Annotated in this window: 22 protein-coding genes; 16 read left to right on the forward strand and 6 right to left on the reverse strand. The window is 62.4% G+C overall.

Features of this window, described 5'->3' with window-relative positions:
* Positions 1 to 34: 34 nt before the first annotated feature.
* Complete coding sequence (locus IEC33019_RS24640) at positions 35 to 1,033, forward strand: alpha/beta hydrolase family protein (protein ID WP_070090648.1); 999 nt, start codon at positions 35 to 37, stop codon at positions 1,031 to 1,033.
* Positions 1,034 to 1,070: 37 nt separating this feature from the next.
* Here the strand turns inward: IEC33019_RS24640 and IEC33019_RS24645 are convergent, their stop codons facing one another.
* Genes IEC33019_RS24645 through IEC33019_RS24655 form a run of 3 tightly spaced genes read right to left on the reverse strand, consistent with a single transcriptional unit; the run spans position 1,071 to position 3,524 of the window.
* Positions 1,071 to 1,835, reverse strand: a complete 765-nt coding sequence (locus IEC33019_RS24645; RefSeq protein WP_070090649.1) for a TerB family tellurite resistance protein — start codon at positions 1,833 to 1,835, stop codon at positions 1,071 to 1,073.
* Position 1,836: 1 nt separating this feature from the next.
* Positions 1,837 to 2,508 carry an N-acetylmuramate alpha-1-phosphate uridylyltransferase MurU gene (gene murU, locus IEC33019_RS24650; RefSeq protein WP_070090650.1) on the reverse strand — a complete coding sequence of 224 codons (672 nt, stop codon included), beginning with the start codon at positions 2,506 to 2,508 and terminating at the stop codon, positions 1,837 to 1,839.
* Positions 2,505 to 3,524 carry an aminoglycoside phosphotransferase family protein gene (locus IEC33019_RS24655; RefSeq protein ID WP_070090651.1) on the reverse strand — a complete coding sequence of 340 codons (1,020 nt, stop codon included), beginning with the start codon at positions 3,522 to 3,524 and terminating at the stop codon, positions 2,505 to 2,507. Before IEC33019_RS24655 ends, murU begins: the two co-directional genes overlap by 4 nt.
* 130 nt (positions 3,525 to 3,654) lie before the next feature.
* Between IEC33019_RS24655 and IEC33019_RS24660 the strand changes: the two genes are divergently transcribed.
* The 11 genes from IEC33019_RS24660 (at position 3,655) to IEC33019_RS24710 (ending at position 17,671) form a co-directional block, all read left to right on the forward strand.
* A complete protein-coding gene (locus IEC33019_RS24660; protein WP_070090652.1) occupies positions 3,655 to 6,471 on the forward strand; it encodes an LPS-assembly protein LptD in 2,817 nt (938 codons plus the stop codon).
* Positions 6,452 to 7,771: a peptidylprolyl isomerase SurA gene (gene surA, locus IEC33019_RS24665; protein WP_070090653.1), complete on the forward strand. Its 1,320-nt coding sequence runs from the start codon at positions 6,452 to 6,454 to the stop codon at positions 7,769 to 7,771. The genes IEC33019_RS24660 and surA overlap by 20 nt, the downstream gene beginning before the upstream one ends.
* Positions 7,768 to 8,757: a 4-hydroxythreonine-4-phosphate dehydrogenase PdxA gene (gene pdxA, locus IEC33019_RS24670; RefSeq protein WP_070090654.1), complete on the forward strand. Its 990-nt coding sequence runs from the start codon at positions 7,768 to 7,770 to the stop codon at positions 8,755 to 8,757. The genes surA and pdxA overlap by 4 nt, the downstream gene beginning before the upstream one ends.
* Complete coding sequence (gene rsmA, locus IEC33019_RS24675) at positions 8,754 to 9,560, forward strand: 16S rRNA (adenine(1518)-N(6)/adenine(1519)-N(6))-dimethyltransferase RsmA (RefSeq protein ID WP_070090655.1); 807 nt, start codon at positions 8,754 to 8,756, stop codon at positions 9,558 to 9,560. The genes pdxA and rsmA overlap by 4 nt, the downstream gene beginning before the upstream one ends.
* A 155-nt stretch (positions 9,561 to 9,715) precedes the next feature.
* The gene (gene apaG, locus IEC33019_RS24680; RefSeq protein WP_070090656.1) at positions 9,716 to 10,096 is read left to right on the forward strand and encodes a Co2+/Mg2+ efflux protein ApaG; all 381 of its coding nucleotides are present in this window, start codon (positions 9,716 to 9,718) and stop codon (positions 10,094 to 10,096) included.
* A complete protein-coding gene (locus IEC33019_RS24685; RefSeq protein WP_070090657.1) occupies positions 10,096 to 10,935 on the forward strand; it encodes a symmetrical bis(5'-nucleosyl)-tetraphosphatase in 840 nt (279 codons plus the stop codon). The genes apaG and IEC33019_RS24685 overlap by 1 nt, the downstream gene beginning before the upstream one ends.
* A gap of 40 nt (positions 10,936 to 10,975) precedes the next feature.
* The gene (glpE, locus tag IEC33019_RS24690) at positions 10,976 to 11,305 is read left to right on the forward strand and encodes a thiosulfate sulfurtransferase GlpE (RefSeq protein WP_070090658.1); all 330 of its coding nucleotides are present in this window, start codon (positions 10,976 to 10,978) and stop codon (positions 11,303 to 11,305) included.
* A 285-nt stretch (positions 11,306 to 11,590) separates the two neighbouring features.
* Complete coding sequence (locus IEC33019_RS24695) at positions 11,591 to 13,513, forward strand: PrkA family serine protein kinase (RefSeq protein ID WP_043210384.1); 1,923 nt, start codon at positions 11,591 to 11,593, stop codon at positions 13,511 to 13,513.
* A gap of 140 nt (positions 13,514 to 13,653) precedes the next feature.
* Positions 13,654 to 14,925: a YeaH/YhbH family protein gene (locus IEC33019_RS24700; RefSeq protein WP_070090659.1), complete on the forward strand. Its 1,272-nt coding sequence runs from the start codon at positions 13,654 to 13,656 to the stop codon at positions 14,923 to 14,925.
* Positions 14,922 to 16,490 carry a SpoVR family protein gene (locus IEC33019_RS24705; protein ID WP_070090660.1) on the forward strand — a complete coding sequence of 523 codons (1,569 nt, stop codon included), beginning with the start codon at positions 14,922 to 14,924 and terminating at the stop codon, positions 16,488 to 16,490. The genes IEC33019_RS24700 and IEC33019_RS24705 overlap by 4 nt, the downstream gene beginning before the upstream one ends.
* A 56-nt stretch (positions 16,491 to 16,546) precedes the next feature.
* Positions 16,547 to 17,671 (forward strand): multifunctional CCA addition/repair protein, encoded by a 1,125-nt coding sequence (locus IEC33019_RS24710; protein ID WP_070090661.1) that lies wholly within the window; start codon positions 16,547 to 16,549, stop codon positions 17,669 to 17,671.
* 52 nt (positions 17,672 to 17,723) lie between these two features.
* Here the strand turns inward: IEC33019_RS24710 and folK are convergent, their stop codons facing one another.
* Together folK and folB are read right to left on the reverse strand one after the other, a co-directional pair.
* Positions 17,724 to 18,233, reverse strand: a complete 510-nt coding sequence (gene folK / locus IEC33019_RS24715; protein ID WP_070090662.1) for a 2-amino-4-hydroxy-6-hydroxymethyldihydropteridine diphosphokinase — start codon at positions 18,231 to 18,233, stop codon at positions 17,724 to 17,726.
* Positions 18,224 to 18,580, reverse strand: coding sequence for a dihydroneopterin aldolase (gene folB / locus IEC33019_RS24720; RefSeq protein WP_070090663.1), 357 nt, complete (start codon positions 18,578 to 18,580; stop codon positions 18,224 to 18,226). Before folB ends, folK begins: the two co-directional genes overlap by 10 nt.
* Before the next feature lie 74 nt (positions 18,581 to 18,654).
* Here folB and plsY point away from each other — a divergent pair, with 74 nt between their 5' ends.
* Positions 18,655 to 19,224, forward strand: a complete 570-nt coding sequence (gene plsY / locus IEC33019_RS24725; RefSeq protein ID WP_043210374.1) for a glycerol-3-phosphate 1-O-acyltransferase PlsY — start codon at positions 18,655 to 18,657, stop codon at positions 19,222 to 19,224.
* A 25-nt stretch (positions 19,225 to 19,249) separates the two neighbouring features.
* Here the strand turns inward: plsY and tsaD are convergent, their stop codons facing one another.
* Positions 19,250 to 20,275, reverse strand: coding sequence for a tRNA (adenosine(37)-N6)-threonylcarbamoyltransferase complex transferase subunit TsaD (tsaD, locus tag IEC33019_RS24730; RefSeq protein WP_070090664.1), 1,026 nt, complete (start codon positions 20,273 to 20,275; stop codon positions 19,250 to 19,252).
* Positions 20,276 to 20,481: 206 nt separating this feature from the next.
* On the opposite strand from tsaD, the gene rpsU reads away from it, so the two are divergent.
* The 3 genes from rpsU (at position 20,482) to rpoD (ending at position 24,886) form a co-directional block, all read left to right on the forward strand.
* Positions 20,482 to 20,697, forward strand: a complete 216-nt coding sequence (gene rpsU, locus IEC33019_RS24735; RefSeq protein WP_003255575.1) for a 30S ribosomal protein S21 — start codon at positions 20,482 to 20,484, stop codon at positions 20,695 to 20,697.
* Between the two features lie 285 nt (positions 20,698 to 20,982).
* A complete protein-coding gene (gene dnaG / locus IEC33019_RS24740; protein ID WP_070090665.1) occupies positions 20,983 to 22,965 on the forward strand; it encodes a DNA primase in 1,983 nt (660 codons plus the stop codon).
* A 67-nt stretch (positions 22,966 to 23,032) separates the two neighbouring features.
* Positions 23,033 to 24,886, forward strand: a complete 1,854-nt coding sequence (gene rpoD, locus IEC33019_RS24745) for an RNA polymerase sigma factor RpoD (protein ID WP_070090666.1) — start codon at positions 23,033 to 23,035, stop codon at positions 24,884 to 24,886.
* Positions 24,887 to 24,917: the final 31 nt, after the last annotated feature.

Here is a 24,917-nt window from a genome sequence, read left to right on the forward strand (position 1 = left end):
GGCTGCCGGTATCATTCTGGCCTTGGGTTGATTCATGTTCACACTTTATCGCACGACGCTGGCCATTTGCTGTCTGGCCACGCTCCTACCGCTTGGCACACAGGCCGCCGAACCTCAAACACCTCCGGCCGCAGCAGAGTCGCCGACGGCGCCCGCGCCTCGCCCACCCTTGGCCGAACGCAGCCAGGAAGACGCCCAGGCGCTCGAAAGAACCGTGCCAAAGGCCGAACAACAAACCTTGCAGGCGGGCGCCGAAAACTTCCTCGCCTTGTGGAAACCGGCCAACGACGCCGACCCCAAGGGCGCGGTAATCATCGTACCCGGCGCCGGTGAAAACGCCGACTGGCCCGACGCTGTCGGCCCGCTACGGCGTAAGTTTCCCGATGTCGGCTGGCACAGTTTGAGCGTCAGCCTGCCAGACCTTGTCAGCGACAGCCCACAACCGCGTATCGAGAGCAAGCCTGCTCCCGAACCTGAAAAGGGCAAGGGCGAGTCGGCGCCCGCCAAGGACACCCCGGAGGATGCCAACGCCAACGTCGCCCAGGCCACCGCCGCCGAAGCCGATGCGGCCGAAAGCACCGATGCCAAGGACGCCACCGAGCAAAACGACCCGGCCGACGCCGAGCGTATCTTCGCCCGCCTCGATGCCGCTGTCGCCTTTGCCCAGCAACACAGTGTCCGCACCATCGCGCTGGTCGGCCATGGCAGTGGTGCCTATTGGGCCGCGCGCTACCTCAGCGAGCGACAACCGCCACAGGTACAGAAGCTGGTGATGATCGCCGCGCAGACACCGGCCCAGGTAGAGCAGGACCTCGAAGCCCTGGCGCCCACCGTCAAAGTGCCGACCGCCGATGTCTACTACAGCACCCAGCCACGCGACCGCCGTGCTGCCGAGCTGCGCCTGCAGGCCAGCAAGCGGCAGAAGGACAGCCAGTATCGGCAGTTGGCGCTGATCGCTATGCCGGGTAATGCGGCGGCGCAGCAGGAGCAGCTGTTCCGCCGGGTGCGTGGGTGGTTGATGCCGCAGGAGTGAGGTGGTGGAGCTGCCTTGCAGCCCCTGCTTCCGGCCCTTAAAGCCCGCGCCGCTTGCGCACCATGGCATAGGCCTGGTGCAGCTCACGGGTGCGCTCGGTCGCCTCGCGCACCTGCGCTTCGCTGGCCCCACTGCCGGCGAGCTTGTCCGGGTGATGCTTGCTGACCAGCCGGCGATAGGCCTGCTTAATGTGCTCGATCTCGCTGTCCGCCTCGACCCCAAGCAGGCGCAGGGCCCCGGCATAAGTCATCACAGCCCCCTCCGGCGCCGCCTTGCGCGGCTCGTACTCAAGGGCCAGTGCCTGGATCTGGGTCCGCGACAAGCCTAGCCGGCGCCCCCACTCCAGTAACAGCTCACGCTCGCGCATGCCCGCCTTGCCATCCGCCCAGACCATCCGCCAGCAGGCACGCAAGGTACCCTCGGCAGCATGGGGCTGTTGCTTGATCCGTTGCAGGTAGCGCCCTACGCGGACCTTGCCCGACTTGCCGCGATTGAAGGCCGCGATTGCCCGTAGCCGCGCCGGCTCGGCCATGTCCAACCGGGTCATTTCATGACGGGCCTGCTGAATATGCCCATCGACGACCCGACCATCGCTCTTGGCCAGTCGCCCAAGCAGCACGAACAGCAACTCCTCGTCACGCAATGCCGGTCGCCCACCCAGGCGCTCACGCAAATCGTCCCAGCCCTCAAGACGCAGGCGACGGTCCATGGCCTGGCCAAGCAGGGCCCCGAGCAACGCACCGGGAATGCTGGCCACGGCGAAACCGGCACCGGCACCTATCAATGTGCTTGGCCACCACATCTTAAGCGCGCTCGCCGATCAAGCGCTCGACCTCGGCCAGGCGCTCCAGGGTGCCGACATCGACCCAGCGCCCCTGGAAGCGCTCACCGCTCACCCGCCCCTCGCCCATCGCATGACGCAACAGTGGCGCCAGCTTGAAGGCACCGGGCTGGCAGCCTTCGAACAGCGCGGGATCGAGTACGGAGATGCCGCTGAAGGTCAAGGTGCCGGGCGCCTCGTCGCCGTCGACGACCCGCTGGCCATCCAGGCGAAAGTCACCACGGCCGTGATGACCTGGGTTGTCGACCAGCACCAGGTGCGCAAGGCCTTTGAGGGGCGTGCGCAAGCGAGCGAAGTCGTAGTCGGTCCAGATATCGCCATTGACCAGCAGAAATGGCGCATCGCCCAACAGCGGCAACGCCTTGAAGATCCCGCCACCGGTTTCCAGCGGCTCGCCTTCGGGCGAATAGCGGATGCTCAAGCCAAAGCGTGCGCCATCGCCCAGGTGATCCTCGATCTGCTGGCCAAGCCAGGCATGGTTGATCACCACCTCGGTAAAGCCCGCCTTGGCCAGCGCCCGCAGGTGGTATTCGATCAATGGCTGGCCTGCCACCGGCACCAGTGGCTTGGGAGTGTGCAGGGTCAGGGGGCGCATGCGCTCGCCCTTGCCCGCCGCCAGGATCATTGCCTTCATGAACACGCTCCGGCCTTCAGCTCGGCGATCAACTGCCCCAGTTCGGCCAGCTCCGGACGACGGCTGATCACTTCATCTATATAGGCGAAGAAACGCGGCACGTCAGTCAGATATCGCGGCTTGCCGTCGCGGTGGCAGATACGGGCGAAGATGCCGATCACCTTCAGGTGGCGCTGCACGCCCATCAGGTCACTGGCGCGGTGGAAGTCCTCGAAATCTGCCTGCACCGGAATGCCAGCCGCTTGAGCCTGCTGCCAGTAATCGCGCAGCCAGCCCTCGACACGCGCCTGGGGCCAGCTGACGAATGCGTCCTTGAACAGGCTGGTGATGTCGTAGGTCACCGGGCCGTAGACCGCGTCCTGGAAGTCCAGCACGCCAGGGTTCGGTGCGCTCTGCATCAGGTTGCGCGGCATATAGTCGCGATGCACCAGCACTTTGGGCTGGGCCAAGGCGCTGTCGATCAGCAACTGGCTCACCCGCTGCCAGGTCGCCTGCTGCGCCTCGGTGAATGTCAGGCCCAGTTCCCGGCCGACGTACCATTCGGGGAACAGCTCCACTTCGCGGCGCAGCAGGGCGACATCATAGCTGGGCAGCGGTGCTCCCATCGGCAGGCGCTGGAAGGCCAGCAAGGCATCGATGGCGTCGGCGAACAGCGCATCGGCATTGTCTGAATCGATGATGTCCAAGTAGGTCTGGTGGCCCAGATCCCCCAGCAACAGGAAGCCGCGGTCCAGGTCCTGGGCGTGGATGACCGGCACGTGCACCCCTGCGCTGGCCAGCAGATGATCGATGTCGACGAAGGGGTGGCAGTTCTCTTGGGGGGGCGGTGCGTCCATGATCACGAAGCTGCGTCCGTCCCCCTGCCAGCGGAAGTAACGACGGAAGCTCGCGTCGCTGCTGGCGGCGGTCAGGCTGCCTTCGGGCACCTCGCCCCAGGCGTTTTCACGGAAAAGACGGTCAAGCTGCTCATCGAGCCAATCGGTCAGTTGTTGCAGGCGTACATCGTGATCGGGCATTACAAGGGTCTCCGACGGCCCTAGCCGTCAAGCGGGTCATGCTTTATTATCCAGCATCTTTTTCAGACCATCGAGAGGCGTGCGGCCCCACACGCGGGCAGATGGCACGCAGGAAGCCCGGACTAATAAGATGGCATTGAAATCCCCCGCGTTTCGTAGAAAGTTTCCGTTGTTGGTGACTGGCGGTCTGCTGGCCCTGCAACCTCTGGCCACGTCCTACGTGGTGGCAGCCGAGCAGTTCGACTGCCAAGTGTCCGCCTCCGGTGGTTGGGACTGCAAGCCCAAGACCACGGTCAGCAACCTCCCTCCACGCCCAGTGCATGAAGGCGCCGCGCTGAGCTCAGGCGGTGACGCCCAGGTCGCCGAGACCGACGCCGATGGCGAACCCAAGCCGGTGCTGGTCACCGAAAGCAAAGGCCGTGGTCTGAAATCGCGTAGCGAAGACTACAGCCACCTTGACTGGGTTCCCCGCGAGAAACTCACCGCCGCCCAATTGGCCGAGACCGGTCCGTACTGCGGTGGCGCGTACATCGAGCCGTCGCGTCCGGGCATGGACGACACCACGCCCAAGGACGAAGCACCGACCTACCTGAACGCCAAGGTCTCCCGCTATCAGCAGGAGCAGCAGATCGCCACCCTCGCTGGTGACGTGGTCATGCGCCAAGGCAGCATGCAGGTCCAGGCCGACGAGGCCAACCTGTACCAGGCCGAGAACCGCGGCGAGCTCAAGGGCAACGTCAAGCTGCGCGACAATGGCTCGCTGGTCGTCGGCGACCAGGCCGAGATCCAGCTGGACACCGGCGAGGCCAAGGTCGACAACGCCGAATACGTGATGCACAAGTCGCACATTCGCGGCAACGCGCTGTACGCCAAGCGTGGCGAAAACGCCATCATCCGCCTCAAGGACGGTACCTACACCACCTGTGAGCCGGGCAGCAACGCATGGCAGCTCAAGGGCAACAACATCACCCTGAACCCAGCCACCGGCTTCGGTACCGCGACCAACGTCACCCTGCGGGTCAAGGATTTCCCGGTGTTCTATACACCGTACATCTACTTCCCGATCGACGACCGTCGCCAGTCCGGCTTCCTGCCGCCGTCGTTCAGCACCAGCAGCGACAACGGTTTCATGCTGGTCACGCCGTACTACTTCAACCTGGCGCCGAACTACGACGCCACGTTGTACCCGCGCTACATGGCCAAACGCGGGCTCTTGATGGAAGGCGAGTTCCGCTACCTCACCAAATCCAGCGAAGGCCAGCTCGGTGCTGCGTACCTGAACGACAAGAACGACGATCGTAAAGAGCAGACCGACTACAAAGAACAACGCTGGATGTACAACTGGCAACACAAGGGCGGGCTGGATTCGCGCTTGATGAGCGAGGTGGACTACACCGACATCAGCGACCCGTTCTACTTCCAGGACCTGGAAACCGGTCAGATTGGTGTTGAAAGCCGGGATGTGGTTAACCAGCAGGGTGCGCTTACCTATCGGGGTGACAGTTACCAGGCGCGGTTGAATCTACATGCGTATGAAATGGCCACGCTGTCGCGGGTCACGCCATACGACAAACTGCCGCAAGTCACCTTCAACGGCCTGCTGCCCTATCATCCGGGCGGGTTCGACTTCAGCTATCAGACCGAGGCGGTGCGCTTCGATCGTGACCTGAAGAACGACTTCGTGCTCAACGAAGATGGCCTGCCGGACACCTCCGCAGGTGCTCCAGGCCGACGCCTCGACCAGAACGTCTTCGGCCTTGCGCGCGCCAATGGCACCCGCCTGAACGCCGCGCCAGCCATCAGCTTGCCGATGGAAGCCAGCTATGGGTTCCTCAAGCCGAAGCTGAAGTACGTCTATACGCACTACGACCTCGACCTGGACAACAAGGGCAAGACCGACCTTGCCAATGCCAGCCCGGAAACACGTGATTTGCGCGGTGACTTCTCCAGCACCCAGAACCGCAGCGTTCCAGTCTTCAGCGTCGACAGCGGCCTGTACTTCGACCGCAACACCCAGTGGTTCGGCAAGAACTACCGCCAGACCCTCGAACCGCGTCTGTTCTACCTCTACGTCCCGTACGAGGACCAGAAAGACATCCCGGTCTTCGACACTGGCGAGACCTACTTCAACTACGCCTCGCTGTTCCGCGACAACCGCTTCAGCGGCTCCGACCGCATCGGCGACGAGAACAAGCTGTCGCTGGGCGTGACCAACCGCTGGATCGAGGAAAACGGCTTCGAGCGCCAGCGCTTCAGCGTCGGCCAGGCCCTGTACTTCCGCGATCGCAAGGTGCAGATGCCGGGCATCGACTGGCGCACCCGTGCCGACTCGCAGGCAGACGTATCGCCTTACGCCCTGGAATACCAGTACGCCTTCAACCGCGACTGGCGCTTCAACTCCGACTACAACTGGGACCCGGACAGCCGCAAGCCTCGCTCCGGCAGCGCCATGTTCCACTACCAGCCGGAAGACAACCCGAACAAGGTCATCAACGCAGGCTACCGCTACCGCAACGACCTGGTTCGCTACGATTCGCTCACCGGCACCTGGCAGGTGGGTGGTGGCGACTACGGCACCCCGGGTAGCCCGAACTACGTCAAGGACTACTACAAGATCCAGCAGCACGACTTCTCGGTCATCTGGCCGATCGTTCCTCAGTGGAGCGTGATCGGTCGCTGGCAGCATGACTACAACCGCAACCGCACCCTGGAAGCCATGGGCGGTTTCGAGTACGACAACTGCTGCTGGAAGCTGCGCCTGATCAACCGTTACTGGATCGACTACGACGACTTCAGCCAGGCACTGCCGCAAAACGAGAAGGGCGACCACGGCGTCTTCCTGCAAATCGTCCTCAAAGGCCTCGGCGGCGTTGTGGGCAACAAGGTCGAGACGTTCCTCGACGAAGGCATTCAAGGTTACCGTACACGTGAAGACCAAGCTTATTGATCGCCTGCGCCCGCTGCTGCTGGGCGCTGTATTGCTGAGTGGCGCGGTGCATGCCGCGGTACAACCCCTAGACCGCGTGGTGGCCATCGTCGACAACGACGTGGTCATGCAAAGCCAGCTGGACCAGCGCATCCGCGAAGTACAGCAGACCATCGCCAAGCGCGGCGGTGGTGTACCGCCGGCGGGCGCCCTGGAGCAGCAGGTACTGGAGCGCCTGATCGTCGAGAACCTGCAACTGCAGATCGGCGAGCGTTCCGGTATCCGCATCACCGACGAAGAACTCAACCAGGCCATCGGCACCATTGCCCAGCGCAACGGCATGAGCCTTGATCAGTTCCGTGCCGCCCTGGCCCACGATGGCCTGTCGTTCGACGACGCCCGTGACCAGGTCAAGCGCGAGATGATCATCAGCCGCGTGCGCCAGCGCCGGGTGGCCGAGCGCATCCAGGTCTCGGAGCAGGAGGTGAAGAACTACCTGAACTCGGACCTGGGCAAGATGCAGCTGTCCGAAGAGTACCGTCTGGCCAACATCCTGATCCCGACCCCGGAAAGCGCCAACTCCGAGGCCATTCAGGCGGCCGCCCGCCAAGCCGGAGACGTTTACCAGCAGCTCAAGCAAGGTGCGGACTTCGGCCAGATGGCCATCGCCCGTTCCGCCAGCGAGAACGCCCTGGAAGGCGGCGAGATGGGCTGGCGTAAAGCCGGCCAACTGCCACCTGATTTCGCCAAGATGCTGAGCAGCATGGCCGACGGCGACATCACCCAGCCGATCCGCATCCCCAACGGCTTCATCATCCTCAAGCTCGAGGAAAAGCGCGGGGGCAATGCCAGCGTGCTGCGCGACGAAGTCCATGTGCGCCACATCCTGATCAAGCCAAGCGAGATCCGCAGCGATGCGGCTACCAAGCAACTGGCCGAGCGTCTGTACGAGCGCATCAAGAACGGCGAAGACTTCGGCGAACTGGCCAAGAGCTTCTCGGAAGACCCAGGTTCGGCCCTCAACGGCGGCGACCTCAACTGGGTCGACCCCAACAGCCTGGTACCTGAGTTCCGCGAGCAGATGGCCAATGCGCCCCAGGGCGAAGTGACCCGTCCGTTCCGCACCCAGTACGGCTGGCACGTGCTGGAAGTACTGGGCCGCCGCGCCACCGACAGCACCGAGCAAGCGCGCGAACAGCAGGCCCTGAGCGTGCTGCGCAACCGCAAGTACGATGAAGAGCTGCAGACCTGGCTGCGTCAGATCCGCGACGAAGCCTACGTAGAAATCAAGCTGCCTGGCGCTGACCAGGCTGCCCAGTGAAGCCCCTGCGCTTCGCCGTCACGCCCGGCGAGCCGGCCGGCATAGGTCCCGACCTGTGCCTGCTGCTGGCCGCCGAGGCCCAGCCCCATCCCCTGATCGCCATCACCAGCCGTGACCTGCTCGCCGAGCGGGCCACGCAGTTGGGGCTGTCCGTCACCCTGCTGCCGGTCACCCAAGGCGCCTGGCCCGACCAGCCCGCCCCCGCCGGCAGCCTGTACGTCTGGGATACGCCACTGGCCGCTGCGGTAGTGCCTGGACAGTTGGACAAGGCCAATGCTGCCTTCGTGCTGCAGACCCTGACACGCGCAGGCCAAGGGTGCCTGGATGGGCATTTCGCCGGCATGATCACTGCGCCTGTGCACAAGGGCGTGATCAACGAAAGCGGCATCGCCTTCTCCGGCCATACCGAATTCCTGGCTGACCTCACCCACACCACCCAGGTGGTGATGATGCTGGCCACCCATGGCTTGCGCGTGGCCCTGGTGACCACTCACCTGCCCCTGCGCGACGTCGCCGACGCCATCACCGCCGAGCGCCTGGAGCGGGTCACGCGGATCCTGCATGCTGACCTGCGTGACAAGTTCGGCATCGCCCAGCCCCGCATCCTGGTCTGCGGCCTCAACCCGCATGCCGGCGAAGGCGGCCATCTGGGCCGCGAAGAAATCGACATCATCGAGCCTGCCTTGCAGCGCCTGCGCAGCCAAGGCATGGACCTGCGCGGTCCGCTGCCGGCCGATACCCTGTTTACCCCCAAATATCTGGAGCACTGCGACGCGGTGCTGGCGATGTACCATGACCAAGGCCTACCGGTGCTCAAGTACAAAGGCTTTGGCGCTGCGGTCAACGTGACCCTGGGCCTGCCGATCATCCGCACCTCGGTCGACCACGGCACCGCCCTGGACCTGGCCGGCAGCGGCAAGGTCGACACCGGCAGCCTGCGGGTCGCCCTGGAAACCGCCTACCAGATGGCCGAGAACCGACCATGAACGAGCAATACCAACACCGGGCGCGCAAGCGCTTTGGCCAGAACTTCCTGCATGACGCGGGCATCATCGACCGCATTCTGCGCGCTATCAACGCCAAGCCCGGTGAACACCTGCTGGAAATCGGCCCGGGCCAGGGCGCCCTGACCGAAGGCCTGCTGAGCAGCGGCGCCCAACTGGACGTCGTCGAACTGGACAAGGACCTGGTGCCGATCCTCCAGCACAAGTTCGCCGGCCGCGACAATTTCCGCCTGCACCAAGGCGACGCCCTGAAGTTCGACTTCAACCAGCTGGGCGTGCCTGCGCGCAGCCTCAAGGTGGTGGGCAACCTGCCCTACAACATCTCCACGCCGTTGATTTTTCACCTGCTGGACCATGCCAACCTGATCCGCGACATGCACTTCATGCTGCAAAAGGAAGTGGTCGAGCGTCTTGCCGCCGGCCCAGGTGGCGGTGACTGGGGCCGCCTGTCGATCATGGTTCAGTACCACTGCCGCGTGGAACACCTGTTCAACGTCGGCCCCGGCGCCTTCAATCCACCACCGAAAGTGGACTCGGCCATCGTCCGACTGGTGCCGCACGAGACCCTGCCACACCCGGCCAAGGATCCGCGCCTGCTCGAACGCGTCGTCCGCGAAGCCTTCAACCAGCGCCGCAAGACCCTGCGCAATACCCTCAAGGGCCTGCTCGACAGCCAGGCCATCGAAGCCGCGGGCGTCGATGGCAGCCTGCGCCCGGAACAACTGGACCTGGCAGCGTTCGTACGCCTGGCCGACAAGCTGGCCGAACAGCCAAGCGCCAGCTGAGGACGCCTTACTGTCACCTGTCGTGGGATAAACCCGCGACAGGGCCGGGAATGTCTACAAGCGACGCCAAGCCCGACACAACTGGCCTACGCCCCCATCCATGGCCTAGACTGCAACCATTGCAGTATTTGCGTCCGCTCGTCCAAGGCCTTTGCATGTCAGACCCCCGCTACCAGATCGACGTCAGCGTCGTGACCCGTTACCTCAAAGAACAATCCGATCCCGACAACGACCGCTTTGCCTTCGCCTACACCATCACAGTGCAGAACAACGGCACGCTCAAGGCCCGGCTACTTTCGCGCCACTGGCTGATCACCAATGGTGACGGAGAAGTCGAAGAGGTTCGTGGAGCAGGCGTGGTCGGCCAACAGCCGCTCATCGAGCCTGGCGACAGCCACACCTACAGCAGCGGGGCGGTGCTCACGACCCGCGTCGGTACCATGCAGGGCAGCTACCAGATGTTCGCCGAGGACGGCAAACACTTCGACGCCCCCATCGCGCCGTTCCGCCTGGCCGTACCTGGAGCACTGCACTGATGGCGGTGTACGCGGTCGGCGACCTGCAGGGCTGTCTGCAGCCACTCAAGTGCCTGCTCGAACGCGTGCACTTCAACCCAGCGGTGGACCGTCTGTGGCTGGTGGGCGACCTGGTCAACCGCGGCCCAGAGTCACTCGAGACCCTGCGCTTTCTTTATTCGATCCGCCAATCGCTGGTGTGCGTACTGGGCAACCATGACCTGCACCTGCTGGCGGCCTGGAACAACGTCGAGCGCCTGAAGAAGAGCGATACCCTGCGCGAGATCATCGAAGCGCCAGACGCCGACCAGTTGTTCGACTGGCTGCGTCAGCAAAAGCTGCTGCACTATGACGAGTCGCGCGGCATCGCCATGGTCCATGCCGGTATCCCGCCCCAGTGGACCCTGGGCAAGGCCCTCGAACTGGCGGCCGAGGTGGAGGAAGTGCTGCGCGATGACACCCGCCTGAAGCTCTACCTCGATGGCATGTACGGCAACGAGCCGAACAAGTGGAGCAAGAACCTGACCGGCGTCGAACGCCTGCGGGTGATCACCAACTACTTCACCCGCATGCGCTTCTGTACCGCCGAGGGCAAGCTCGATCTGAAGAGCAAGGAAGGTCTGGATACCGCTCCCAAGGGCTACAAGCCCTGGTTCGCCCACAAGGACCGACGCTCACGTCATGTGAAGATCATCTTTGGCCATTGGGCCGCTCTGGAAGGGCGTGTCGATGTCCCAGACGTCATCGGCCTGGACACCGGCTGTGTATGGGGTGGCGCCATGACCCTGTACAACGTCGACAGCGGCGAATTCCACCGCTGCGAGTGCGCCGACGACGGCACCCCACGCCAACCGGCATAACCGACTAGACTTAACGATCAGCCCCGAAGGAAACCGCCCCATGAGCGAATTCAAACGCATCCCTCCCGAGCAGGCCCAGGCCTTGCGTGAGCAAGGTGCGGTGGTCGTCGACATTCGCGACCCACAGGCTTTTGCCGCCGGCCATATCAGCGGCGCCACACATCTGGATAACCATTCGGTCGCGGAGTTCATCCGCAATGCCGACCTCGATGCACCGACCCTCGTGGTCTGCTACCACGGCAACTCCAGCCAGAGCGCGGCGGCCTATCTGGCGGGCCAGGGCTTTTCCGAGGTGTACAGCCTCGACGGCGGCTTCGAGCTGTGGCGCAACACCTACCCGGCCGAAACCGCTCAAGGCGGCGCCGAATAATTTTTTTCATTTTCCCGCAGCCCGCGCCACGTGCGGGCTTGGGCCTTTCCTGACGAACGGTCGTGAGTATCTTCTCGGCCTCGCGCCCTTGACCTCCCGTATAACCAACTATCCTTAAGCCCAGGCCATCCAAAAAAGGGGAGAGCCGGTACACCGGCGTGCGGGTCATCGGTAGCGTTTCTACGGGTGTTCTGGGGGGTATACAGCAATCGGCCAGCCCGGTTGCATGCCAGCATCATGCTGACTGATCCGGCGTCGGCTCCACGTATCGAGCGAGGTGACGTCATGAGCATTTTTAGCCACTTCCAACAACGTTTCGAGTCAACCCGCCAGGAAGAATTCTCGCTGCAGGAGTACCTCGAGCTGTGCAAAGAGGATCGCAGTGCCTATGCATCGGCGGCCGAACGGCTGTTGCTGGCCATCGGCGAACCAGAGCTGGTCGATACCTCAACGAACTCCAGGCTGTCGCGAATCTTCTCCAACAAGGTGATCCGCCGCTATCCGGCCTTTGCCGACTTCCACGGCATGGAAGAATGCATCGACCAGATCGTCTCCTACTTCCGCCATGCCGCACAGGGCCTGGAGGAGAAGAAACAGATCCTGTACCTGCTGGGCCCGGTGGGGGGTGGTAAATCGTCCCTGGCCGAGAAACTCAAGCAGCTCATGGAGAAGGTCCCCTTCTACGCCATCAAAGGCTCTCCGGTGTTCGAATCGCCCCTGGGGCTGTTCAACGCCAGCGAGGACGGTGCCATTCTCGAAGAAGAATTCGGCATCCCGCGCCGCTACCTGAACACCATCATGTCCCCCTGGGCTACCAAGCGCCTGCAGGAATTCGGCGGCGATATCTCCAAGTTCCGGGTGGTCAAGCTCTACCCCTCCATCCTCAACCAGATCGCCATCGCCAAGACCGAACCCGGCGATGAGAACAACCAGGACATCTCTGCGCTGGTCGGCAAGGTGGATATCCGCAAGCTCGAGGAATTCCCGCAGAACGACGCCGATGCCTACAGCTACTCGGGCGCGCTGTGCCGGGCGAACCAGGGCCTGATGGAGTTCGTCGAGATGTTCAAGGCGCCGATCAAGGTCCTGCACCCACTGCTCACCGCCACCCAGGAAGGCAACTACAACAGCACCGAAGGCCTCGGCGCGATCCCCTACTCCGGGATCCTGCTGGCCCACTCCAACGAATCGGAGTGGCACACCTTCCGCAACAACAAGAACAACGAGGCGTTCATCGACCGGATCTACATCGTCAAGGTGCCGTACTGCCTGCGCGTCAGCGACGAAGTGAAGATCTACGACAAGCTGCTGATCAACAGCTCGCTGGCCAAGGCGCACTGCGCACCGGACACCCTGAAGATGCTTGCTCAGTTCACCGTGCTGTCGCGCTTGAAGGAGCCTGAGAACTCCAACATCTATTCGAAGATGCGTGTCTACGACGGCGAGAATCTCAAGGATACCGATCCGAAGGCCAAGTCGATCCAGGAATATCGCGACGCGGCCGGTGTCGATGAAGGCATGAACGGCCTGTCGACCCGGTTCGCCTTCAAGATCCTCTCCAAGGTGTTCAACTTCGATCCGCATGAAATCGCCGCCAACCCGGTGCACCTGCTCTATGTGCTCGAACAGCAAATCGAACAGGAGCAGTTCCCGGCCGAAGTACGCGAGCGCTACCTGCGCTATCTCAAGGAATACCTGGCGCCGCGCTACATCGAGTTCATCGGCAAGGAAATCCAGACCGCCTATCTCGAGTCCTACAGCGAGTACGGCCAGAACATTTTCGACCGCTATGTGCTGTACGCCGACTTCTGGATTCAGGACCAGGAATACCGCGATCCGGAAACCGGCGAGATCCTCAACCGCATCGCTCTCAACGAAGAGCTGGAGAAGATCGAGAAGCCGGCGGGCATCAGCAACCCGAAAGACTTCCGCAACGAGATCGTCAACTTCGTGCTACGGGCCCGAGCCAACAACAACGGCAAGAATCCGAGCTGGCTGAGCTACGAGAAACTGCGCGTGGTGATCGAGAAGAAAATGTTCTCCAACACCGAAGACCTGCTGCCGGTCATCAGCTTCAACGCCAAGGCCAGCAAGGAGGATCAACAGAAACACAACGACTTCGTCACCCGGATGGTGGAACGTGGCTACACCGACAAACAGGTTCGCCTGCTGTCGGAATGGTATCTGCGGGTCAGGAAATCGCAATAAGGCGGCAAGCGACAAGCCGCACGCTGCAAGCTGTTCGGCGCAGGGCTCAGGCTCGCGTCCCAGCTTGCGGCAGCGGTGGCTGCTCATTCTTGCAGCTTGAAGCTTGAGGCTTGCGGCTGCATCCAGTCACCGGAGGGACCATGAGCTACGTAATCGACCGACGCCTGAACGGCAAGAACAAGAGCACGGTCAACCGCCAACGCTTCTTGCGGCGGTACCGTGAGCACATCAAGAAAGCCGTCGAAGAGGCCGTGAGCCGCCGCTCCATCATGGACATGGAGCATGGCGAGCAGATCAGCATTCCGGGTCGTGATATCGACGAACCCGTGCTGCACCATGGTCGTGGCGGCAAACAGACCATCATCCATCCCGGCAACAAAGAATTCACCGCAGGCGAGCACATCCCCCGGCCACAGGGCGGCGGAGGGGGTGGCGGACGCGGCAAGGCCGGCAACTCCGGGGAGGGCATGGATGATTTCGTGTTCCAGATCACCCAGGAAGAGTTCCTCGAATTCATGTTCGAGGACTTGGAGCTGCCCAACCTGGTCAAACGTCACCTGACCGGCGCCGACACCTTCAAGACCGTGCGCGCCGGCATCGCCAACGAGGGCAACCCCTCGCGCATCAACATCGTGCGCACCCTGCGCTCGGCACACGCCAGGCGCATCGCCCTGACCGGCAGCAGCCGCGCCCTGCTGCGCGAAGCCCAGGCAGAACTCGCCCGCCTGACAGTCGAGGAGCCGGACAACTTCACGGATATCCAGGCGACGGAAGCCGAGATCGAACGCCTGAAGGCGCGCATCAACCGCCTGCCCTTCCTCGACACCTTCGACCTTAAATACAACCTGCTGGTCAAACAGCCCAACCCCAGCTCCAAGGCCGTGATGTTCTGCCTGATGGACGTCTCCGGCTCCATGACCCAGGCCACCAAGGACATCGCCAAGCGGTTCTTCATCCTCCTTTACCTCTTCCTCAAGCGGAACTACGACCGCATCGAGGTGGTGTTCATTCGCCACCACACCAGCGCGCGCGAAGTGGACGAGGAAGAGTTCTTCTATTCCCGTGAAACCGGCGGCACCATCGTCTCCAGCGCACTCAAGCTGATGCAGGAGATCATGGCCGAACGCTACCCGGCCAGCGATTGGAACATCTACGCCGCCCAAGCCTCGGACGGCGACAACTGGAACGACGACTCACCGATCTGCCGCGAGATCCTCTCCAAGCAGATCATGCCGCATGTGCAGTACTACACTTACGTCGAGATCACCCCTCGCGAGCATCAGGCGCTGTGGTACGAATACGAGCGCATCGGCGAGGCATTCCCAGATACCTTTGCCCAGCAGCAGTTGGTATCGGCCGGAGACATCTACCCGGTCTTCCGTGAACTCTTCCAGCGCAGGTTAGCCACATGACCGCCAGAGAGCAGAGACGCCAACCCATTTCCACCGGGTCCGAGTGGACGTTCGAGCTGATCCAGGCCTATGACCGCGAAATCAGCCGCTTGGCCGAGCGTTACGCCCTGGACACCTACCCCAACCAGATCGAGGTGATCACCGCCGAGCAGATGATGGATGCCTATGCTTCCGTCGGCATGCCGCTGGGCTATCACCATTGGTCCTACGGCAAGCAGTTCCTCAGTACGGAGAAGTCATACAGCCGCGGCCAGATGGGCCTGGCCTACGAGATCGTGATCAACTCCGACCCGTGCATCGCCTATCTGATGGAAGAGAACACCATGTGCATGCAGGCACTGGTGATCGCCCACGCCTGCTATGGCCACAACAGCTTCTTCAAGGGCAACTACCTGTTCCGCACCTGGACAGACGCCAGCTCGATCATTGACTACCTGGTGTTCGCCAAGCAGTACATCGCTCAGTGCGAGGAGCGCCATGGCATCGATGCCGTCGAAGACCTCATCGACTCCTGCCATGCTCTCATGAACTATGGCGTCGACCGCTACAAACGCCCCTACCCTATCTCCGCCGAGGAAGAACGCCGCCGGCAGAAGGAACGCGAGGAGCACTTGCAACGCCAGATCAACGACCTGTGGCGAACCATTCCCAAGGGGTCGGAAAAAGGCAACGAGCGCGATGATGTGCGCTTCCCCGCCGAACCGCAGGAAAACATCCTCTATTTCATCGAAAAACACGCGCCCCTGCTTGAGCCCTGGCAGCGCGAAGTGGTGCGCATCGTGCGCAAGATCGCCCAGTACTTTTATCCACAGCGCCAGACCCAGGTCATGAACGAAGGGTGGGCGACGTTCTGGCACTACACCCTGATGAACGACCTGTACGATGAAGGCCTGGTGACCGAAGGCTTCATGATGGAGTTCTTGCAGTCGCACACCAGCGTGGTGTTCCAGCCGGGCTTCGACAGCCCTTACTACAGCGGCATCAACCCCTATGCCCTGGGCTTTGCCATGTACACGGACATCCGTCGCATGTGCGAAAACCCTACGGAAGAAGATCGACGCTGGTTCCCTGACATTGCCGGTAGCGACTGGCTTTCCACCCTCAAGTTCGCCATGAGCAGCTTCAAGGATGAAAGCTTCATCCTGCAGTACCTCTCGCCCAAGGTGATGCGTGACCTCAAGCTGTTCAGCATCCTCGATGACGACCAACGCGACGACCTGCTGGTACCGGCGATCCACGACGAAGCAGGCTACCGGATCATCCGTGAACAACTGGCCGCCCAGTACAACCTGGGCAATCGCGAACCCAACGTGCAGATCTGGAGCATCGACCGCCGTGGCGATCGCTCCCTGACCCTGCGCCACCAACAACACAATCGCAAACCGCTGGGCGACTCTACCGAAGAGGTGCTCAAGCACCTGCATCGCCTGTGGGGCTTCGATATCCACCTGGAAACCGTGCAAGGCGACCAGGTGATGAAAACCCATCACATGCCGCCCCGAGGCGACCAGAGCGAAGCAGGCGAATACGGTCGCATGGACCTGGCGGTGGTCCACCACCTCTGAGAGCCACCTCCGTGACTGCCGACAGGTTATCCTGTCGGCAGTCACGGAGGTTCTACATGCAGATCTACAAAGTCGGTGGCGCGGTGCGCGACCGCCTGCTCGGGCGCCCGGTCAGCGATATCGACTGGCTGGTGGTCGGCGCCACGGTCGAACAGATGCAGGCCCTGGGCTATCGCCCGGTCGGGGCCGATTTCCCAGTATTCATCCATCCACGCACGGGCGAGGAATACGCCTTGGCCCGTACCGAACGCAAGAGCGGGCGGGGCTATGGCGGTTTCACCTTCCATGCCAGCCCTGAGGTGACGCTCGAAGAGGACTTGATCCGTCGGGACCTCACCATCAATGCCATGGCCGAAGATGAACAGGGCAACCTGTACGACCCCTACCATGGCAAGACTGACTTGGATCTTCGCCTATTGCGTCACGTTTCCCCGGCATTCGCCGAAGATCCCCTGCGCGTGCTGCGCGTGGCCCGCTTCGCCGCCCGCTATGCGCCGCTGGGCTTCCATGTCGCCGACGAAACGCTCGAACTGATGCGCCAGATCAGCGCATCGGGCGAGTTACAGGCGCTGACCGCTGAGCGCAGCTGGAAGGAAATCGAACGGGCGCTGATGGAAGATCAACCGCAAGTGTTCATCCAGGTGCTACGTGAATGCGGCGCCCTGAGGATACTGATGCCGGAGGTGGACGCGCTGCTGGACCAACGGCAAAGTCGCACCCTGCAAGCGCTGGAGCAAGCAGCCCGCGCGCAGCAGCCGCTCAATGTGCGCTGGGCCTGCCTGCTGCATGAGCTTGTTGACCTGAACCAGGCCAAGGCACTCAACCAGCGTTTCAAGGCGCCCCGGGAATGTCAGGAACTGGCCCTGCTGGTCGTGGAATGCCAGGCCCTGTGCCATGGCGCCCTGCAACTGAACGCTGCCCACTTGCTGGAATTGCTGCAGAAGTTCGACGTCTATCGGCGCCCCCAGCGTTTGGAGGATTTCATTGCCGCCTGCCAGGCGCTAGCGCTCAGCCGAGGCGAACAGGTCTATCCACAGGCCGACTACCTGCGCGGCGCGGCGGCGGTGGCCAAGGCGGTTGATGTGAAGGCGTTGGTGGAAAAAGGCCTGACCGGGCAGGCACTGGGCGAGGCACTGAAGGAAGCGCGGCTGGCGGCACTCGGGGCCTACATGCAACGCTGAGTTGCTTGCTGTGTGAGCGGGCTTGCGCTCACACAGCGGGGTGCGGCACGCGCTACCGGGGCGTCAATTGCAACCCGCGCCACTCGAACGGAACAGGCGCCAGCACTTGATCGATACGGGCCTCCTGCCACAGCTGAGCCATGCTCTTGCCCTCACCAGGATGCACCAACTCAGGCGCAATCAACGACAGGGGCCACAGCACGAAGGCGTTCTTGAGGATTTCAGCCCGCGGCAACACCAGGCCGTTGAACGTCCCCAATAAGTCGTCGTACATCAACACGTCGATATCCAGCGGCAGGCCCTTGCGCTCGGGCGCATAGCGGCCGTTGTCCGCCTCGATGAACTTCAGCCGGCGGTCCAACTCCAGCAACGGCAGGTCGGTCTTACCGGTCACCACCAGGTTGTAGAAAGGCCCGCTCTTGATGCCTACCGCCTGGCTCTCGAACACTGGCGAGCAATGCATGTCCTGCAGACAGCCCGCCAGGGCATCGAGACCGGCGCACAGGTGCGCCTGCCGGTCGATGTTGCTGCCAAGGCCCAGGTAAACCGTGCTCAAAGACATCCGCGCTCGATCTCCACGCCAACACCGCCGCGGGCCGCCGGCACGGCGCCCGGCTTGGTCAGCTTCAGGCGTACCCAAGGGATGTTGAACTCATCCATCAGCACCGCAACCAGGCGTTCGGCGAAGGTTTCCACCAGTTCGTAACGGGCCTGCTCGGCGAACGCCTGGATACGCGCACTCACACTGGCATAGTCCAGGGCCAGGTTCAGGTCGTCACCTGCCGCCGCCGGGCGGTTGTCCCAGGCGAAACTCAGGTCCAGGCGCAGGCACTGGCGAATATCCCGCTCCCAGTCATAGGCACCGATGACGGTATCGACTTCCAGGCCTTCGATGAACACTCTGTCCAAGCACTTCTCTCCACAGCACGACAAGGGCGACTGGCGCCGTTAGAATCAAGGCGTCCTCGCCCGGAATAGTTAGCATGTTTTGGTTATTGGCGCTGCTTGCCTACCTGCTCGGCTCTCTGTCCTTCGCCATCGTCCTCAGCCGCCTCAGCGGCAGCCCGGACCCGCGCTCCAGCGGTTCAGGCAATGCCGGCGCTACCAACATGCTACGCCTGGCGGGCCGCAAGCTGGCGATCCTGACCCTGCTGGGCGACCTGTGCAAGGGGCTGTTGCCCGTGCTGCTCGCCCAACTGGCCGGCCTCGGCTTGCAAGAGCAAGCCTGGATCGGCCTTTGCGCGGTCATCGGCCATCTGTTCCCGCTGTATTTCTGCTTCAAGGGCGGCAAGGGTGTGGCCACCGCGGCCGGCATGCTCATGGGCCTCTACTTCCCTGCTGCCTTGCTGGCCATTGCCGCCTGGCTGCTGACCTTCTACCTCACCCGCACCAGCTCCCTCGCTGCCTTGATTGCCACACCATTGACGCTGCCATTGCTGGCGTGGCGCGAGCCCGAGGCACTACTGCCAATCACCGTGCTTACGGTACTCATCGTCTGGCGCCACCGCAGCAATCTACGCGACCTGTTTGCCGGGCGCGAACGACATTTCTGAATAGTCTGCCCGGCAATACCTCACCTCACACAGCCGACAACTGCTCCATCGGCCAGCGCGCTTGCACGCTGATCGCCAGATCCTGACGTTGTCCGGCCAGCAGCCGCTGGCAACCGGCATAGGCGATCATCGCGCCGTTGTCAGTGCAGAACTGGGGCCGCGCGTAGTAAACGTTGCCATGAAGACTGGCGAGCATGGTTTCCAGGGAGGCGCGCAGGGCCTTGTTGGCACTCACGCCGCCGGCGATCACCAGACGCTTGAGGCCCGTTTGCTTGAGTGCGCGCTTGCACTTGATCGTCAATGTCTCGACCACCGCCTGCTGGAACGCCAGCGAAAGGTCGCAACGGGTCTGCTCGCTGTCATCGCCCGCGTCTCGGCATTGCTGCCAGGTATTCAGGGCGAAGGTCTTCAGCCCACTGAAACTGAATTCCAGGCCCGGACGATCGGTCATCGGCCGCGGGAACACGAAACGCCCCGGCGCGCCTTTCTCGGCCAGGCGAGCGATTTCCGGGCCGCCGGGGTAGTTCAGCCCGATCAGCTTGGCCGTCTTGTCGAACGCCTCGCCTGCCGCATCGTCCAGGCTTTCGCCGAGCAGCTCGTATTGGCCGATGCCATCGACCCGTACCAGCTGGGTATGGCCGCCAGAAACCAACAAGGCGACGAACGGGAACTGTGGCGGGGTTTCTTCCAACATGGGCGCCAGCAAATGGCCTTCCATGTGATGCACGCCGATCGCCGGGATGTCCCACGCGAACGCCAGCGCCTGGGCGCAGGAAGCCCCCACCAGCAGGGCGCCGACCAGGCCGGGGCCTGCGGTGTAGGCAATCGCGTCGATCTCGGTGGCAACGCAGTCGGCCTCGGCCAGCACCTGGCGGATCAACGGCAGCATGCGTTTGACGTGATCACGCGAGGCCAGCTCAGGCACAACGCCGCCATAGACGCGGTGCAAGTCAATCTGACTGAACAGTGCGTCGGCCAAAAGGCCGCGTTCGCTGTCATATAATGCGACGCCGGTTTCGTCGCAGGATGTTTCCAATCCCAGTACTAGCATGGGTCCGTGCCTTGTCGAGGCTGAATTCGAAGGCGCGCATGATAGTCCTCGTGCCCCATGCCGACCAGCGGTTTTCGATCAGAGGCTTTGCATTCCGGCCAGCTAAGGGTTAACATCCGCAACCCTTGAAAACCGACGTTCTCCAGCACACCTTTTTGTTTTGCCAGGAGCACGTCTACCCCGGTAATGAATGAAGGTAGCCCTGGATGCCAGCCGTCAAAGTTAAAGAGAACGAACCCTTCGACGTAGCTCTGCGTCGTTTCAAGCGCTCCTGCGAAAAAGCCGGTGTACTGGCTGAAGTTCGTAGCCGCGAGTTTTATGAGAAGCCGACCGCCGAGCGCAAGCGCAAAGCTGCTGCCGCTGTAAAGCGTCACGCCAAGAAGGTTCAGCGCGAACAGCGCCGCGCCGTTCGTCTGTACTAATACAGACGTTCTACGCAAAGCTTCTGCCCCGCCCGGCCCTGTGCCGGGTTGATGGCAGCGGTTGTTTCAAACCTCAGGCTTACGCCCGAGGTGCCCCTTGCAACAACTTCGGGGCAACCTGCCTGAACACGTCAGAGCTGGTCTTCGACCAGTCGTGCACGTCCTGACTGACGAGCCCTCCGTGGCTGACGAGCACATTTTTCCTCACACTTCCCGCACCGCACTACTCGCCCCGAACCCGCGCGTAGCGATTAGACTTGCCAGTTGCCAGATGACGAGACTGCCATGGCCGGGCTGATTCCCCAAAGCTTCATCGACGACCTCCTCAACCGCACCGACATCGTCGACGTGGTGAGTTCGCGCGTCCAACTGAAGAAAACCGGTAAGAATCTCTCCGCCTGCTGCCCGTTCCACAAGGAGAAAAGCCCCTCCTTTACCGTCAGCCCCGACAAGCAGTTCTATTATTGCTTCGGCTGCGGCGCCGGTGGCAACGCGCTCGGTTTCGTCATGGACCACGACAACCTGGACTTTCCCCAGGCCGTGGAGGAACTAGCCCGCGCTGCGGGCATGGAAGTGCCACGAGAGGAAGGCCGACGCGGACAGAAGCCCCGCCAGCCCACCGACTCACCGCTCTACCCGCTGCTCGAAGCCGCTGCCGAGTTCTATCGCCAGGCGTTGCGTGCTCACCCGACCCGCAAAGCGGCTGTGGACTACCTCAAGGGCCGGGGCCTATCGGGCGAGATCGCCCGCGACTTCGGCCTGGGCTTCGCACCACCGGGCTGGGACAATCTGCTCAAACACCTGGGTGCCGACAGCCTGCAACAGAAAGTGATGATCGACGCAGGCCTGTTGATCGAAAACGCCGAGAGCGGCAAGCGCTACGACCGCTTCCGCGACCGGGTGATGTTTCCAATCCGCGACAGCCGCGGCAGAGTCATCGCCTTTGGCGGACGGGTCCTGGGTGATGACAAGCCCAAGTACCTGAACTCCCCGGAAACCCCAGTCTTCCACAAAGGCCAAGAGCTCTACGGCCTGTTCGAAGCACGAAAGCACAACCGAAACCTCGATGAGATCATCGTGGTAGAGGGCTATATGGACGTCATCGCCCTGGCCCAGCAAGGCCTGCGCAACGCGGTGGCAACACTCGGCACCGCGACCAGCGAAGAGCATCTCAAGCGCCTGTTTCGCGTGGTACCGAGTGTCCTGTTCTGCTTCGACGGCGACCAGGCAGGCCGCAAAGCCGCCTGGCGCGCCCTGGAGTCCACCCTGGCCAGCCTGCAGGACGGGCGCAGGGCGCGCTTTCTGTTTCTCCCCGAAGGTGAAGACCCGGACAGCCTGGTCCGCGCCGAAGGCACCGACGCCTTCATGGCTCGCATCAATCAGCATGCCCAGCCGCTGGCGGACTACTTCTTCGAGCAATTGAGCAACGAGGCAGACCCTCGCTCGCTGGAAGGCAAGGCGCACATGGCTACATTGGCCGCACCGCTGATCGAGAAGATCCCGGGCGCCAACTTGCGTCAGCTCATGCGCAATCGCTTGAAGGAAATCACCGGCCTCGACCCTCAGCAGGTCGAGCAATTGGCACAACACGCGCCAGCGCCCAGCGTGCCTGACTACGACCCAGGCTATGACTATGACGCCATGGCCAGCTACACCCCTGACTACAGCGATGCGCATCAGCCCGACTACGCGCCCGCCCAGCAGGAACAGCGGCCATGGACGCCGAACAAGGGTGCAAAGAAACCGTGGGATGGCAAGCCCTGGGACAAGAAAGGCGGCAAACCTTGGCAACGTGACGGCCAGCGTGGCGAAGCGCCGCCGCGCGTCCCTGCGCCGGTCGAGCCACCGACCCTGTCGGCCCTGCGCACCCTGCTGCATTACCCGCTGCTGGCCAGAAAGGTGGAAGATGCCAGCCATTTTGCCGACGAAGAGCACCTCTACAGCCAACTGCTGGTGGCCCTGATCGAAGCCGCACAGAAGAATCCTAAGCTAAGCTCAATGCAGTTGATCGCACGTTGGCACGGCACCGAACAAGGCCGCCTGTTGCGGGCCCTGGCGGAAAAGGAATGGCTGATCGATGCCGACAACCTTGAACAACAGTTTTTCGACACTATAACTAGCTTGTCCGCCCGCCAACGCGAGCGCAGCCTGGAACATCTGCTCAGGAAAGCACGTCAAAGCGAGTTGAGCACCGAGGAAAAATCGCAGCTCCTCGCCCTGCTGAGCCGGAATGTTCCCGCACAAACCCCGACCTCATCTGGCGCGTGAGGTCCATGCTCGGGTATAATCCTCGGCTTGTTTTTTGCCCGCCAAGACCTTCAGTGGATAGGGTGTTATGTCCGGAAAAGCGCAACAGCAATCTCGTATCAAAGAGTTGATCACCCGCGGTCGTGAGCAGGGCTACCTGACTTACGCGGAGGTCAACGACCACCTGCCTGAGGATATTTCAGATCCGGAACAGGTGGAAGACATCATCCGCATGATCAACGACATGGGGATCAACGTATTCGAGAGTGCTCCGGATGCGGATGCCCTGCTGTTGGCGGAAGCCGACACCGACGAAGCCGCAGCCGAAGAAGCCGCCGCAGCGTTGGCGGCAGTCGAAACCGATATCGGCCGCACGACCGACCCGGTGCGCATGTACATGCGCGAGATGGGTACAGTCGAGCTGCTGACCCGCGAAGGCGAGATCGAAATCGCCAAGCGCATCGAGGAAGGCATTCGCGAAGTCATGGGCGCCATCGCCCATTTCCCGGGGACTGTCGACTACATCCTCAGCGAATACGATCGCGTCACCACCGAAGGTGGCCGTCTGTCCGATGTCCTCAGTGGTTACATCGACCCTGACGACAACATCGCCGCACCGACCGAAGAAGTGCCGATCCCGGGCGCCAAGGCCGCAGCCGCCAAGGAAGAAGACGACGACGAAGAAGAAAGCGAAGAAAGCAGCGACGACAGCGAGGACGAGGGCGAAAGCGGCCCGGATCCGGAAGTCGCCCGCCAGCGTTTCGGCGCCGTCGCCGATCAGCTCCAGGCCACCGGTAAGATCCTGAAGAAACACGGTCGCAGCGGCAAGGAGAGCATCGAAGCCCTCCAGGCGCTGGCAGACCTGTTCATGCCCATCAAACTGGTGCCCAAGCAGTTCGACGTTCTGGTCGAGCGCGTGCGCAGCGCCCTGGAACGCCTGCGTGCCCAGGAACGCGCCATCATGCAGCTGTGCGTCCGTGACGCTCGCATGCCTCGCGCTGACTTCCTGCGCCTGTTCCCGAGCAACGAAACCGACCAGACCTGGAGCGGTGACCTGTCCAAGCGCAACACCAAGTGGGCTGCCGCCCTGGGTGAGAAAGACGCTGCGATCGTCGCCTGCCAGCAGAAGCTGATCGACCTTGAGAGCGAAACCGGTCTGACCGTCGCCGAGATCAAGGAAATCAACCGTCGCATGTCGATCGGCGAGGCCAAGGCCCGTCGCGCCAAGAAAGAAATGGTCGAGGCGAACCTGCGTCTGGTGATCTCCATCGCCAAGAAGTACACCAACCGTGGTCTGCAATTCCTGGACTTGATTCAGGAAGGCAACATCGGCCTGATGAAGGCGGTGGACAAGTTCGAATACCGTCGTGGCTACAAGTTCTCGACGTACGCCACCTGGTGGATTCGCCAGGCGATCACCCGCTCGATCGCCGACCAGGCGCGCACCATCCGTATTCCGGTGCACATGATCGAGACGATCAACAAGCTCAACCGTATTTCCCGCCAGATGCTGCAGGAAATGGGTCGCGAACCGACGCCGGAAGAGCTGGGTGAGCGCATGGAAATGCCTGAGGACAAGATCCGTAAGGTGTTGAAGATCGCCAAGGAGCCGATCTCCATGGAAACCCCGATCGGTGACGACGAAGATTCGCACCTGGGCGACTTCATCGAGGACTCGACCATGCAGTCCCCGATCGACGTGGCCACGGTCGAAAGCCTCAAGGAAGCTACCCGCGACGTGCTCTCGGGCCTGACCGCACGCGAAGCCAAGGTGCTGCGCATGCGTTTCGGTATCGACATGAACACCGACCACACCCTCGAAGAGGTAGGCAAGCAGTTCGACGTGACCCGCGAGCGGATCCGTCAGATCGAAGCCAAGGCGCTGCGCAAGTTGCGCCACCCGACGCGAAGCGAGCATCTGCGCTCCTTCCTCGACGAGTGATGAGAAACCCCGGCCCAGGCCGGGGTTTTTC

This window comes from Pseudomonas putida, assembly GCF_002741075.1.
In the GTDB taxonomy this organism is placed as follows: Bacteria; Pseudomonadota; Gammaproteobacteria; order Pseudomonadales; family Pseudomonadaceae; genus Aquipseudomonas; species Aquipseudomonas putida_T.